General features: G+C 42.4%; 11 protein-coding genes and 1 tRNA gene. 9 read left to right on the top strand and 3 right to left on the bottom strand.

The features are described 5' to 3' along the window. Nucleotides 1-59 precede the first annotated feature (59 nt). From tpiA to F9Y84_RS08595, 3 genes are all read left to right on the top strand, one after another. Complete coding sequence (tpiA, locus tag F9Y84_RS08605) at nucleotides 60-800, top strand: triose-phosphate isomerase (protein WP_147390819.1); 741 nt, start codon at nucleotides 60-62, stop codon at nucleotides 798-800. Between the two features lie 4 nt (nucleotides 801-804). Continuing rightward, entirely contained in the window at nucleotides 805-1,149 is a 345-nt protein-coding gene (gene secG / locus F9Y84_RS08600) for a preprotein translocase subunit SecG (protein ID WP_125252869.1), read from the top strand. A gap of 22 nt (nucleotides 1,150-1,171) precedes the next feature. Further along, a tRNA-Leu gene (locus tag F9Y84_RS08595) sits at nucleotides 1,172-1,256 on the top strand. A 603-nt stretch (nucleotides 1,257-1,859) separates the two neighbouring features. Here the strand turns inward: F9Y84_RS08595 and F9Y84_RS08590 are convergent. Beyond that, on the bottom strand, nucleotides 1,860-2,021 hold the full coding sequence (locus F9Y84_RS08590; RefSeq protein WP_167508296.1) for a hypothetical protein: 162 nt from the start codon (nucleotides 2,019-2,021) through the stop codon (nucleotides 1,860-1,862). A 21-nt stretch (nucleotides 2,022-2,042) separates the two neighbouring features. Between F9Y84_RS08590 and F9Y84_RS08585 the strand changes: the two genes are divergently transcribed. After that, nucleotides 2,043-4,286, top strand: coding sequence for a TonB-dependent receptor (locus F9Y84_RS08585; RefSeq protein WP_147390820.1), 2,244 nt, complete (start codon nucleotides 2,043-2,045; stop codon nucleotides 4,284-4,286). 350 nt (nucleotides 4,287-4,636) lie between these two features. Here F9Y84_RS08585 and F9Y84_RS08580 read toward each other — a convergent pair whose 3' ends face one another. Beyond that, nucleotides 4,637-6,889: a TonB-dependent receptor gene (locus F9Y84_RS08580; protein ID WP_147390518.1), complete on the bottom strand. Its 2,253-nt coding sequence runs from the start codon at nucleotides 6,887-6,889 to the stop codon at nucleotides 4,637-4,639. Between the two features lie 253 nt (nucleotides 6,890-7,142). Here F9Y84_RS08580 and F9Y84_RS08575 point away from each other — a divergent pair, with 253 nt between their 5' ends. From F9Y84_RS08575 to F9Y84_RS08565, 3 genes are all read left to right on the top strand, one after another. Continuing rightward, complete coding sequence (locus F9Y84_RS08575) at nucleotides 7,143-8,144, top strand: LacI family DNA-binding transcriptional regulator (protein WP_147390519.1); 1,002 nt, start codon at nucleotides 7,143-7,145, stop codon at nucleotides 8,142-8,144. Between the two features lie 291 nt (nucleotides 8,145-8,435). After that, nucleotides 8,436-9,698 (top strand): MFS transporter, encoded by a 1,263-nt coding sequence (locus tag F9Y84_RS08570; RefSeq protein ID WP_147390520.1) that lies wholly within the window; start codon nucleotides 8,436-8,438, stop codon nucleotides 9,696-9,698. Between the two features lie 8 nt (nucleotides 9,699-9,706). Continuing rightward, nucleotides 9,707-11,224: a trehalase family glycosidase gene (locus F9Y84_RS08565; RefSeq protein WP_147390521.1), complete on the top strand. Its 1,518-nt coding sequence runs from the start codon at nucleotides 9,707-9,709 to the stop codon at nucleotides 11,222-11,224. Here the strand turns inward: F9Y84_RS08565 and F9Y84_RS08560 are convergent. Further along, a complete protein-coding gene (locus F9Y84_RS08560) occupies nucleotides 11,169-12,071 on the bottom strand; it encodes a helix-turn-helix transcriptional regulator (RefSeq protein ID WP_147390522.1) in 903 nt (300 codons plus the stop codon). The two genes, F9Y84_RS08565 and F9Y84_RS08560, sit on opposite strands and share 56 nt — an antisense overlap. 155 nt (nucleotides 12,072-12,226) lie before the next feature. Here F9Y84_RS08560 and exaC point away from each other — a divergent pair, with 155 nt between their 5' ends. Continuing rightward, nucleotides 12,227-13,747, top strand: a complete 1,521-nt coding sequence (gene exaC, locus F9Y84_RS08555; RefSeq protein ID WP_147390523.1) for an acetaldehyde dehydrogenase ExaC — start codon at nucleotides 12,227-12,229, stop codon at nucleotides 13,745-13,747. A 382-nt stretch (nucleotides 13,748-14,129) separates the two neighbouring features. Beyond that, entirely contained in the window at nucleotides 14,130-14,414 is a 285-nt protein-coding gene (locus F9Y84_RS08550) for a hypothetical protein (protein WP_147390524.1), read from the top strand. Nucleotides 14,415-14,710 lie beyond the last annotated feature (296 nt).

Here is a 14,710-nt window from a genome sequence, read left to right as displayed (position 1 = left end):
TTGTAACTTCGGGTGAGTGGCGTTAGTATCTCACCCGCTTTCTGCTACGGAGTATCGTAATGGCAACTAGGAAGCAAATTGTTGCTGGTAATTGGAAAATGAATGGCTCAAAAGAGCTACTTAGCCAAATGTCAGAAACATTAAACAGTGAATCATTCCAAGCGGATGTAATTATATTTCCCCCAGCAATGTTAATTGAACAAGCTGTTGAAAAGGGACTCACTGTAGGAACGCAAAGCGTTTCAGAATATAAAGAAGGCGCATACACTGGAGAAATTCAGGCATCACTTGCCAGTTCGTTAGGCGCGACTTACACCTTAGTCGGACATTCCGAGCGACGTGCTTTATATGGCGAAAGTGATGAGGTTGTAGCGAATAAATTTGCCCACGCTCAAGAACAAGGTTTAACTCCGATACTATGTGTTGGAGAAACCGAAGAAGAGAGAGAAAGTGAGCAGACAGAAGAAGTTGTAGCTAGGCAAATAAACGCAGTTATCGAGAAATTAGGTATAGCGGCACTAGCTAACTCTGTGATAGCATACGAACCGGTTTGGGCAATAGGTACTGGTAAAACAGCATCTCCTGAACAAGCGCAAGCAGTGCACAAATTTATACGTAATTTGCTGTCTGAGCAAGACGAGCAAATTGCAAAAACACTACGTTTACTTTATGGTGGCAGTGTTAATGAAAAAAATAGTGAATTATTATTCGCACAAGAAGATATAGATGGTGGTTTAATTGGTGGCGCAAGCTTAAAACCTGAAAACTTCCTTTCTATATGTAAAAGTGCAAAAGGATAAGTAAATGTACGAAATTTTAATGGTTGTTTACTTAATCGTTGCTTTAGCGCTTATTGGTATGGTGCTGATTCAACAAGGTAAAGGCGCAGACATGGGTTCTTCGTTTGGTGCTGGTGCATCAGCGACAGTATTTGGCTCGTCAGGCGCAGGCAACTTTATGACAAAGACAACAACAATACTAGCTACAGTGTTTTTTGTACTAAGTATTGTTCTAGGTAACTTAACAACTGGTCAAATAAAGAAAACCAGTGAATGGGAAAACCTAGAGGCACCAGCTGCAACAGTAGTACCTGCTGACAGCGATGTGCCAGCATCAGAAGAAAATCCAGCTTCTGATATTCCTAACTAAGAGTTAGGAAAACACCGAATTTGCGAATGTGGTGGAATTGGTAGACACGCCATCTTGAGGGGGTGGTGGCTTCGGCCGTGGGGGTTCAAGTCCCCCCATTCGCACCAAAATAAAAAAACCAGCTTATGCTGGTTTTTTTTCGTCTTTAATTTAGCTACACCGCTCTCGAGTTAATTTATGCCAATTTTCTTGATTAAGTAGTCTATTATGAGTCGAGAAAATCTTGCCGATAACTCCGCTACTGCGTCCTGCTCTCGCTAAGGTACCTATATCCTGTAGGCAAGGCGAATTTACGTACCAATAGTTGGCTATTAGAGGTGAAGTCAATGCAGCTAGCACTAAAACTTCTGCTAGAAAGGTATTAATTATCCGCAGCTCAGGTTATTTAGTTATTCTAAATAAGAAACTTTTAACGCTGTGAGCGTCAGATTTACTCCTTCAAACTGAGCAACTATCAAGTCTAATTGGTATTACCCTAATTGGTATGACTGACCTCAACTATCTGATGGATAGTGCAATAGCTAGTATGAGCTACTAGATAGCAGCAGCAATTTCAATTTTTTAATATATAGTACTGGTTTTTGGTATAATATCTTGTTGTATATAGACTTTTCTTAAAAATTAAATTTCCAAAATTGGTATTGTTTTGGTTACAAAAACCTAAAAAGTAATTTTTATTAAATAATTATTTCAATTTTACTCAACTCTGACTATAATACCCCTCCAGAGGAAATAGATGCACCTAACGCATCTTTTTTTATGCCTGAAATTTGTATCGTGCTTATCCTTACTCGAACAAAGTATAAGGCAGAAGCAATGGTAATAGACCCTTGCTTCTCTAGTTCACGACCTCTCGTAACTAGTTCACACACGGTGATTCCTTTGGAGATTATATGATTACAGTTTTACCTCGTCTTGGTTTATCTGCGATTTCAGCTGCTGTATTAGCAGCGGTAGCCCTTCCTAGCACAGCCTTGGCTGAGCAAGCTAATATAGAGAAAGAAAAACAAGTTTTTGAAAAAATTGAAGTAACCGCTCGTAAGCGTACAGAAAGCTTGTTCGAAACACCTACCGCTATTACTTCGATCGGTGCAGGTGATATTGATAAGGCAAACATCAGTAACCTAGACGATATTGGTAAATTCGTCCCGAACTTGAACATCACTCGCTATGGCGTTGGTAATGCGGCGCATGCTTCTGTATTTATTCGTGGTATTGGTTTACAAGATCACGTGATCACAACTGATCCAGGGGTGGGTGTTTACGTCGATGGTGTTTACCTTGGTCGCCAGATGGGCTCTAACCTTTCACTACCAAATATTGAACGTGTAGAGGTTTTGCGTGGTCCTCAAGGCACGCTATACGGTAGAAACACACTTGGTGGCGCTGTCAACGTGATCACAAAACAACCTGGTGCAGAAGAAGTTGCACGTATTGAGGCAAAAATAGGTTCTCGAGGCCGTTTAGCGACCGATTTATACACAAGCCAAGCGTTAACGGACACACTAAGCTTTTCTGCTAGTGCATCTTATAAAGAGCGTGACGGTGTTGGTAAAGCCGTAAATTTAGCTAATCCTGAAAAAGAAATTGGCGAGGAACAAGAGTATAGCGGTCGTTTAGCCGTAAGATGGCAAGCAACTAACGACTTAGTGATTTCTGCAGCGTTCGATGGTGTTGAAAATGAGTCTGGTCAGTCTCCTTATACCATTGAGTTAACAGCTCCACTAGACCCTAACGATCCATTTAATGGTGACTTCTCACTATTAGATGCGTCAATGTTACCAGACAATCCTGATGATTTGGCAACAACAGTTGCAGGCATCGAAAGCACTGATTACTCAGGGTGGGGTGGGTCAATTACAGCAGATTGGCAAGCAAGTGACGTTTATTCTGTCAAGTTTATTGCCAGCAAGCGTAGCTCTGAATACACCGGTGGTCTTGATGATGATGCCGTGGCGCTTAATCTCTCTGAATTTCCTGAAGAAGGTGGTGCTGATCAGTATTCATTTGAGCTACAGCTAAATGGTACTTATGATTCTTGGGATTTCGTATCAGGTCTTTATTATTTTAACGAAGACGGCTTCACCAGCTCTGGCCCATTTGTATTTAGTCCATGGAATACACCAAACGGCTTATTAAATGATGGTCAGACAGCTTCTTTTGGTGGTTACGGTTATTTCGATATCAATCAAGAGACTGACGCTTATGCGGCGTATATCAATGCAAGCTTTGATGTGACTGAACTTCTTAGCATTGGTGGTGGTTTACGCTACTCTGAAGACAAAAAAGAAGCAGATGCACTGTTCCCAAGTTTTGGTACGCGTAAATACGTAAGTGCAGATTTTGACGAAGTGACGTGGGACGTGAATGCGTCATATCAGCTAACTCGTGACATTAACGTTTACGCACAAGTTCAAAAAGGCTACCAAAGTGGTGGGTTCCCACCACGCCCATTTGGTGAACCAGATCAATTTGCTGCATTTGAAGAAACCAAAGCGATTAACTACGAAGTCGGCTTCAAAGGTCAAGTTCACGATAATGTGTCTATGATGGTTGCGGCATTCGTAACTGATTATACTGATCTTGCGTTACCATTTAATGACCCAACAGCGGGCGGCGGCTTCGTTACTATCGTAGAAAACGCAGGTGAGTCAAAAGCACAGGGTATTGAACTTGAAACAACGATAGCAATTACGGACGATTTTTCAGTTCGTAGTTCAATCGGCTACTTAGACTCTGAAATTACGCACGTTGATGAAGGGGTGATTGGAATTGGTAAAGGTGACGCTCCAGCACTGACGCCACGTTGGACAGTGATGGTAGCACCATCATACTTCCATGATCTAGAACATGGTGCAACCATTGCTGTAAATGCAAGTTACTCATATCGCTCGGATATGCAGGGGCAGTCTGTTACTCGGGCAAGCGAGTATATTGACTCTCGTGAACTACTAGGTTTTAACATCTCGTATACCAATGCTGAAGGTGATATGGAAGTGACGCTTTACGGCGAAAATGTGCTAAATGAAGTCTACGATGTTGGCCGATTGCAACAAAGTGGCTTCGTTGGTGTGATGCGCAGTAATGATAGAAGTGAGTTTGGTATTAAGTTTAAAAAAGAGTTTTGGCTAGATTAATCGAGTCCTAATTTCAATACAAAAAAGCCGCTTAGTTTAATTGCTAAGCGGCTTTTTATTTTCCAACTAATCTGAACTTAGGATAATACCAATTTGACTTAATACTTGCTCAATTTGAAGGCGTAAATCTGACGCTAACAGCGTTAAAAATTTCTTATTTAGAACAACTAAATAGCAAAATTTTTACCTTGCCTACACGGATGCAGGCACCTTGGCGATAGCAGGACGCGGTAGCGGTGTTATCGACAAGATTTTCTCACCTCAAAATAGACCACTTAATTAAGAAAATTGGTATAAAATGTGAGTTAATCAACTAAAATACCCATGCTCAAAAGTTATGATTACTATTATCAAAAGGTGTAAGCAACACTGAACTTAACGCTTCTTGGCATGATATAGCGGCCGTTGGGTGAGGTTGGATTACGTGGGTCACCTTCGGTGATCCCTTGTTTGTCAGTGAGGTTATCCACTGCCAGTTGCAGTTTTACCCCTTCCGCAGGCTCAACGATCAGGCCAATATCCAGTTTTTCGTAGCCTTCTAACACGACGGTATTTTCATTATCACCAAAGCGGTCGTCCACAGCTGAAAGCGTACCATACAAGGTGGCGTACATACCTGACATTTCAAAGTCATAGCTTGGGGTAATACGCAGCATCCAATCAGGTTGACGTTGTGCTTTGTTGCCTTCATTGGTCGGACTGTCAGTGATTTCGGTGTCTTGCCATGTCGCATTTAAGTTGACCGATAAACCTGATTCATGGTTATAGCTATAATCGACTTCTACGCCGGTGGCTTCATTGGTTAGGATCTCAGCTGGTACACCTGGGCGTCTAACGAATGTGTCGCCCTTTACCTCATTGGTAAACAAAGTAACAAAGAGGTCGCCAGTTTCACCCATATATTTGTAACCAAGCTCTGCTTGTGTCACTTCTTTTATAAGTGACTCACCTGATTTATAAGTGTTGTAGTTGTCTCGAAAATCATCAAAGTAAGGCATTTTGTAGCCTTTATTCATGCGAGCAAATACCCCTGAATCCAAACTTAAACTGTAATCAGCACCAAGTGTCCATGAAGCTTTTCGCTCATCATAGTCAACTGTCTTGGTGATCACACCGTCCAAATCTTCATCTACTGAATATTCTACCTGATGCTGTTCGCTGCGTAGACCTAAATCCAGTTTTAATGCGTCAGTGGCTTGGTAACTCTGCGTTGTATATACAGCCCATGTAGTAGCGTCTCCCGAGCTGCTAATATCATAGTTAAAAGCACAACCCGTCACATCGCTATTACATGCTATTGCGTTTAGTGCTTCTCCGCCTTGCTCCAAAACATGATAAGCACTATTCCCTAAGCTCCACCAATCCTGTGCCGAGGTGGTGGCGGTATAAATACCAAACGCACTCGACCAGTCGCCATAGGTTTTACTCAAGGCTAAATCATTTGTGAAAGCTTCAATATCTTTTAAAACGACCCATCGGCCATATTGTTGCACTATGGTATCGCCACTATATTCATTACCAGTGACGCTTCCCGTCGCTGTTTCACCATTATCAGCTACTTCACTTAAGCGTACCGCGGCGCCTGCAGGCACTAAGCCAATTGTATTAGCGTCGCCTTTAGTAAGACTAAAGCGGTCGTTTAGCTGCCAACCATTATCGAAATTAACTTTTAAACTACCACCTGATACATGGCCTTTCCAGCCGCGACCATCTCCTATATCGATGTTCATGGCGGTGTTATGCTGACCAAAATAAATTGTTGCCTTGCGATTATTTGTGCCTAACTGAGTAAAGCCAGCATCGACACCTTCAACGTTAAGTGGAGTTGGTAGGTACCACGCACCAGTATCGTTGGTTTGACGGGTATAAAGGTTAAACTCACCGTTAGCGAATTCTTTGGTAAGATTGATTGTGAATTGATGGCCTTTTTCTGAAGTAAATCCGGCATCGCGGATCCCCGAAGATCGTTTGATATATCCTCCGACCATGTAATAGAGATCATTGGATATTTCGCCACTCAATACGCCGTCTATTCTATTGAGGCCATAATCTGTTGTGGTGTACTTGAAGGTTCCTTCTGTATCTGATTGACCACGTTTAAGCTGAAAGTTCGTGGTCAATCCCGGTTGTCCGTTAGACACAACTGGGTTTGGGCCACCACGCAAGCCTTCCATCATACTAATGGTTTCATCGAGCCTGAAGATTGACGTATTTTCTAAAAAAGAGAGTGTCGGGGCAGGGTAAATAGGACTACCTTGCAAACTCACTGTTAAGAAAGGCGCGTCACCACCGCCCGGAAAGCCGCGAACAAAAACATTAGCACCGGACTCACCACCTGAACTTTCAACCCATATCCCTGGCACAGCTTTAAGTAAATCAGCTGTACTTTTGGGTGCAAGCTTATCGATTTGTACGGCATCAATATTGGTTACCGCAAAACTGGCATCAATTTTTCTTATACCGGCACCGCCAGGGGTACCTGATACAATAATTGTTTCTACTTTTTCTTTGTTTTTATTCGACTGTTGCTCAGCCTGTGCTGTTGTGCTTAACGCAAGTGTTACAGCAGCGGCGATTAAGCTTAATGAGTTCGTTTTTATCACGGCTAAAGCCCTCTTGTTGTTGTCATAGACTGGTATTTTACGACTGTCTATTTTTTAAAATAGATCTTAATGCAAACGTTTGCAATGGTGTTGTTTAAAAATTTGTCATAAAACGATGAAAGGCATGGCAAATATACTTTGATTGGTTATCTTTTATGCTTATTTAGGATAGGAGATTCAATTAGTTATGGTTTAAGATCAAAAAAATTGTAAGAATACTACTCTAGTGAACTGCATGAGTAAGGGGATTTGCTTGGCTTCAACACAATTAAAGTTATCAGACTTGGCAAAATTAGCTGGTGTTTCAACCTCGACGGCGTCCCGTGCACTCAACGATAACCCACTGATAAAAAAAGAAACTCGAGAGCGTATTCAGGCGTTAGCGAAAGAACATCACTTTAGTATCAATGCTGCAGCAAGTCGCCTGCGGATGCAAAAAACCAAAGTTATCGCTGTTATCATCAATCTTGAAGCAGAAACCAAGCAATCGGTTGATGATCCCTTCTTACTAAAAGTTGTCAGTGATATAAACCGTGCCGTGAATCGTCAAGGGTATGAGTTGCTTCTGTCTAACTCACATATGGCAGGTGAGGATTGGCACGGCTACTTTATTTCTGGTCGTAGAGCCGATGGCGTAATCGTAGTTGGGCAAGGTAAGGAGCAAGCAAAAATCGAACTAGCTGCAAAAGCTGGTACTCCCATTGTAGTGTGGGGCGACCCGAAAACCTCTGCAAACTATCCGATTGTAGGTAGTGATAATTTTGTCGGAGGGTTAACAGCTACCGAGCACTTAATTGCCAAGGGGGCTTCTAAACTGCTGTTTATGGGAGATCCAGCACACGCAGAGTTGGGAGAGCGCTATCGAGGCTTTTGCCACGGGGTGGAGAAGGCCGATGTTACTGCAAAGCTGGTTAGAATTGATATTACCTCAGAAGCCGCCTATGCCAGTATTAATACATTGCTAAGAGAAAATGGGCTGACTTTTGATGGTATTTTTGCGTGTAGTGATATGGTTGCGCTTGGGGCATTAAAAGCATTAAAAGAGCGCTATGTCAGCGTGCCAAATGATGTCAAAATTATAGGCTTTGATGATATTGCTATGGCGCAGATAAGTTTTCCAGCGCTCACAACAATTAAACAAGACACCCATGCAGCAGCGCAATTACTAGTAGAAAAACTACTAATACAGCTAAGTGGTAAGATGTGTGAATCTCAAGAAGTACCTTCGTCACTGCTTATCAGGCAATCTAGTTAACCTGAAGTTCGGTTATGAGATGAACTAACTCATTGCTGTTAAAGCAGAGCTTAATTTTTCAACTCGTATTAGGAAATAACACTCTGGGTAGCGTGATAGCATGTTTCCAAGCAGAGGTATTTTAGTTGACTCACTAGTTCTAGCTTTGGTTCAGGTTAAATCAGAAAATACAATTACTATCGCAATCATAACGTTAAGGAACTCTTAATGATTTTGAAATGCAAACGATTGCAAAAGCAAAAAAGTCTGTCTAGACTAAAAAGGAATCACAGTGTCTTAACGAGAATAACAATGAACCGAGCACGTATAATACTTGCGATGGCTGTTAGTTACTTTCTGTTCGCTATTTTGCTCAATAGTGTTGGAACAGTCATTTTACAATCAATCCATTCCTTTGGAATTACAAAACCACAAGCTGCGACATTGGAAGCATTTAAAGATCTTCCTATTGCTATCGTGTCATTTTTAGTCGCCTCCGTCATTCCAAGAGTTGGATTTAAAATTGCTTTGACTGTTGTGCTAGGAGTTGTGGCGCTGATCTGTAGCATTACACCACTGGTTGCTGAGTTTTGGATTTTAAAACTGGTCTTTGCTTTTGTGGGCGCTGCTTTCGCGGTAGTGAAAGTGTCCGTTTACGCGTTAGTTGGGCAAGTAACCGAGGGGAGTAATCAGCATTCAAGCCTTCTTAATTTTATTGAAGGTGTGTTTATGCTGGGAGTGCTTGGCGGGTACTGGGTTTTTGCGGCCTTTATCGATAGCGGTGATAACACACTTGGCTGGCTAAATGTATATTTTGTACTGGCGGTATTAAGTGCATTTACTGCAATCATTGTATGGATCTCGCCCATTGCAAAACCAGAGCCGACACAAGCGGCGGGATCTAATATTTCAGCTTTTACGGCAATGTTGAAGCTCGTCACAAAACCTTTGGTACTGGTGTTTGTCATTTCCGCATTTTTATATGTATTGATTGAGCAAAGTATCGGAACCTGGCTACCTACGTTTAACAATGAAGTCTTGTCTTTACCAGTTAATATAAGCGTGCAAATTACCAGTATTTTTGCAGCCTGTTTAGCACTAGGTCGACTTGGTGCTGGAGTTGTGCTTACCAAAGTACACTGGTATGTGGTGTTAAATGTTTGCCTTATCGCCATGGCTGTGCTTGTGGTGTTGACTCTACCCATGACGGAAAATATTGAAAAGGCAGCCATAACGTCTTTATTTGACGCGCCACTGGTGGCTTTCTTAATGCCTTTGATTGGACTCTTTATGGCGCCTATATATCCGGTGATTAATTCGGTAATGCTAAGCAGTTTACCTACCGCTCAACATGCCTCTATGACCGGGTTAATCGTGGTATTTTCAGCCCTTGGTGGTAGCACTGGCTCTATGATAACAGGGTTCGTATTTCAGCACTTTGGGGGGCAGCAAGCGTTTTATGGCGCGCTTATTCCTATGTGTGTCATTGCGGTATGTTTATATTTTTTCAAATCGATGAGTGAGTCTAGCCAAGCAAATCCAGCTCACACACCAAGTCAACAAAAGGTGAGCTGAGGTTTTACATGCAGTACCAATCAGATTTTTACAACACAGAAATTTTTAAGGCAGTACAAAAGGCCGGTTTGTTTACAGATAGTAAAGCCTTTGCTGACGCCATCGCAAAAATACCACTGGCAGAGATTGAACAGCTGTACGCCAAGCAAAAACCAACAGGAGCGGCGCTGCTGAACTTTGTTCATACGCACTTTGATTTTGTCGCCAGCAAAGAGTTAGAGGCCTTGCCTGACTTTGCTTGTGCACAGCTGTACATCAGTGCACTTTGGTCACGTTTATCCAGAAAACCGAGCACGGTTGCTACAGGCTCTTTATTACCGTTACCTTACCCTTATGTGGTACCGGGTGGGCGTTTCAATGAGATCTATTACTGGGACAGCTATTTCACTGCACTTGGACTATTAGATGCAAATCGAAACGATCTCGTTGAGGGAATGTTAGACAACTTTATCAGTTTGATTGACCGTATCGGGCATGTACCAAATGGCAATCGAGATTATTATCAAAGCCGCTCACAACCACCTGTGACGGCATTAATGGTGGATTTGCTGTGGCAACAAAAGTCTGATGACATGCAGTGGCTCAAGCGAGTTACCCAAGGGTTAATAAAGGAACATAACTTTTGGCAAACCGGTGGTGATGTTGGCAGCACTGAGGGTAATGCGCGGCTGCGTGTCGTCACAATGCCATGTGGCGGTACATTGAATCGTTATTGGGATCCGCTGGCAGCACCACGTCCGGAGTCGTATGTAGAAGATGTTGAATTGGCTAGTAAAGCAGTAGACCCAAGTGTGCTTTACCAACATATTCGGGCTGCATGCGAGTCGGGATGGGATTTTAGTAGCCGTTGGCTTGCAAACCCCGATGACTTGGCAAGTATCCGCACAACCCAAATTATCCCCGTAGATTTAAATGCACTGCTGGTCTTGCTTGAATTGCAGCTCGCAAGATGTTTAAAGAAACTAAATAATGAAACACAAGCCGAACATTATGATTCGCTGGCGTCAAAACGCAGTGCACTTATCCAGCGTTACTGTTGGTGTGATGAAACAGGCTGGTTTTATGATGTTAACCTTGATGATTATCAACCAACCAAAATTGTTTCACTGGCAGGGGTTGTCCCCATGTTTGCTAAGCAGGTTACACCAGCACAAGCACAGCGAATGGGTGACAAACTAAGATACGATTTTTTAAAATCAGGCGGGCTCGTCAGTACGCTAACCCCTACCTCACAACAATGGGATAGTCCAAATGGTTGGGCGCCACTGCAATGGTTTGCGGTATCGGGGCTAAGATCATATGGTCAAAACCAACTTGCAAGCGAAATTATGCAAGCATGGATTTATGCTGTTGAAACAGGCTTTGCACATCTGGGTTGTTTGCTGGAAAAGTATAACGTGGTAGAGCCAGACAAGCAGGCAGAAGGAGGAGAGTATGTTGTGCAACAAGGCTTTGGGTGGACAAATGGCGTTACCAGTCGCTTTTATCGACTTTTAGCGTCTGAAGTTGATAGTTTTTTGGGGTGACATTAAAGGCTTGTTTAAACGCTCGGCTAAATTGACTCGGGTGCTTGAAGCCGAGTGTAAAACTAACTGCGGTGATCTGAGCCCCAGCTTTTAATTTTGCCTTAGCTTCTGTGAGCCTCCTTGCTTGTAGCCACTGTTGTGGCGTAGTTGCAAATGATTTTTTGAATTGGCTAAAAAATCGACTGCGACTCATGCAGCTGAGCTTACAGAGTTTATCTACATCCAAAGGCTGATCTAAATGTGTCTCTAAATAATGCACTGCTAGGTATAGCCCATTGTGATCTGGAGTGTGTTTTACCGCATTGAGCAGAAGATCTCGGCTTTGTTGTTGTAGGAGCCTCGCTATCAGTTCATCCATTGCTAAATCGATAAAGTATTCTCGATTATTTTCATTTTCGCTAAACAGGTGGAACAGCTTTGCCAAACAGTGTTGGGTTTGCCAGTTGTGCTCGGTATGAATTAGCTGTGTTTGGTAAGTCACTTCATCGCAGAGGCTCAGAGATAATCTGTCGCTAACCGCCTTAATTTTCTCTCGGCTGATCTCAATGGCTAAGCAGGTAGTTGGCGAAGATAAGCTCGCATCTGGAAAGTCGATATGTACAGTTTGCTCGGGTGCCAGCACAAAGCTTTGATGTGGCAAAAACGGTTGATGGTAATCACAACTGTCTACATGCATTACTTTTTTGCCACTTACCATAGCGCAAAACAGCACTTCACCGGAGGTAAGCTTTACTTTATTGGCACTTTCATATGTGTCATAGATACTTAGCTCAACATTATTGGCAGCAAAGCTTACTTTGTTTTCGATCAAACGATCAATGTGACTAACACGTTTCGCAATCTGCAAGCAATATTCTCCTTATCCGATACTTTTTGGACTGTGTGTGTATATTCCAAGACGCCTTGTTAAGTTTTTAAAGCTGAATTTGGCTAATGTCAAACAGAAAAACAAATCTGGAACAGTAAGATCCAGGATAAATAACACAAGTTGCAGAGGTCAAAATGATATACGCAAATCCAAATACTGAGGGTGCTGTCGTCAGCTTTAAAACACAATACAACAACTTTATTGGTGGCGAGTGGAGACCACCTGTTGAGGGGGATTACTTTGATAATATAAGCCCAGTAAACGGTGAAGTTTTTTGTCAAGTTCCACGCTCAAGCGAAGCTGATATTGAACTTGCACTAGATGCTGCGCACGCAGCTAAAGCGTCTTGGGGTAAAACATCCGTTACTGAACGCAGTAATATTTTACTTAAAATTGCCGATCGGATTGAAAAAAATCTTGAATATTTAGCTGTTGCAGAAACGTGGGATAACGGAAAGGCTGTGCGCGAGACATTGGCGGCAGATGTGCCTTTAGCGGCGGATCATTTCCGATATTTTGCAGGGTGTATACGCGCGCAAGAGGGGACAATAGGTGAAATTGATGAGTCAACCGTCGCGTATCATTTTCACGAGCCTCTAGGGGTCGTGGGGCAGATCATCCCTTGGAACTTTCCATTGCTTATGGCTGCTTGGAAACTTGCCCCGGCGCTTGCTGCAGGCAATTGCGTGGTGCTCAAGCCCGCAGAACAAACGCCGGTCTCTATTTTGTTATTAATGGAGCTGATAGCCGACTTGCTACCAAATGGTGTCGTTAATATCGTTAATGGCTTTGGTCGAGAAGCCGGTGAAGCACTTGCTACTAGCCAGCGTATCGCAAAGATAGCATTTACAGGCTCAACTCCCGTTGGTTCACATATTTTGAAATGCGCGGCGGAGAATATTATTCCTTCAACCGTCGAGTTAGGCGGTAAATCTCCCAATATTTACTTTAGTGATGTGATGCAAGCGGATGATGACTACTTAAGTAAATGTATTGAAGGGGCGGTACTGGCTTATTTCAACCAAGGTGAAGTCTGTACCTGTCCTTCTCGATTACTCGTACAAGAAGACATATATGATGATTTTATCGCAAAAGTGATTGAGCGAACCAAAGCCATCAAGCGCGGTAATCCACTCGACACCGAAACTATGGTTGGTGCGCAGGCTTCACAAGCACAGTTTGATAAAATTCTTAGCTATATAGATATAGGTAAAAAAGAAGGGGCTGAAGTTTTAATAGGCGGCGAAGTAGAAAAGCTTGGTGAAGGTTATCATCAAGGTTTTTATATCCAGCCAACCCTGTTAAAAGGCAACAACCAGATGCGTGTATTCCAAGAGGAAATCTTTGGCCCAGTAATTTCTTTATGTACCTTTAAAGATGAGGCTGAGGCATTAAAATTAGCGAATAGTTCAGAGTTTGGTTTGGGTGCAGGCGTCTGGACGCGAGATATGAATCGAGCATATCACTTTGGTCGTCAAATTGAAGCAGGCCGCGTTTGGACTAATTGCTATCATATGTATCCAGCGCACGCAGCATTTGGTGGCTACAAAAAGTCGGGTATTGGCCGCGAAACGCACAAAAAGGCCTTAGATCATTATCAACAAACCAAAAACCTACTGGTGAGCTATAGCACCAGTCCACTGGGTTTCTTTTAGCCATAGCGGGAGATACCTCCCGCAATCTTAAAGCGCTGCGCCGCCCAGCTAGGGTTAAATACAACGGTATAGTGATAGGGCAATCTCTCACATCTCTAACAGAAATAACGTAAAAAGTAGTAATCTAGTACCTATACTCGCTAAATTTAAAGCGCTGATTTTTTTAAAACTATTCCTTATATAACAGTACTTTATTATTTTTCTTGCTTCGAAGTGTATCGTTGGTTGTTTTATGAATATTGTTCGAAAATATAGGCTAATACTTTGGTATACTTGTTTTTTTAAACTAATAACTCTACAATTTTCAACTGATTCTTGGGAGTTCTGGAAAAGAAACTCAAGATTTACACCGCAAATACCACCAATAGCAAACGGAGCTGCTATGTTTAAGTTTATCTCTTGGATCTTTTCGATCACCGCATTTTCACTTTCTTTCTTTTTTATCACGCAAGGCCATTACACGTTGTGTGTGGTGTTACTACTCGCAGGGCTTATTGCTTTGCCAAAGCGTGATACTGAGCTGCAACCGTTAGGTATGCGCTTACATACTAAGCATTTTGCCAATGAATCACGTTCTATTAGTTCAAAAGAAGTCATTAATTTCTTAGTTGCATTTTCACTTGCAGGGCTGAGTCTGGCGTTTCAATGGCATAGCGTCGTTATATAAAACGGCCAGTCTGATTTTGGGTATCAGCTTGAGGCTGCAAATATGTTTAAACTGATACCTAAAGTTGCTTGTTAAATTTGTGTTAGGGCATCTCCACTTCCTACATGTTGTTCTCAGGCAATCACTCTTGTAACTGGCTAAGCTCTACTCGGATATACGTAATTTAGCCGTTTTAAATTGCAAATTCTGAGCGGTCTACCGCAATATTTTATCTTCATGCAAAGGGTAAGTTTACAGCTTCAATAAAATCCTGAACAATAGTGTGTATAATACGCAAAATGATAAAACAACACAGG

Source organism: Pseudoalteromonas peptidolytica (genome assembly GCF_012641745.1).
Taxonomy (GTDB): Bacteria; Pseudomonadota; Gammaproteobacteria; order Enterobacterales; family Alteromonadaceae; genus Pseudoalteromonas; species Pseudoalteromonas peptidolytica.
The sequence above is the reverse complement of the archived record's forward strand: the minus strand, read 5'-3'. Positions and strand labels throughout refer to the sequence as shown.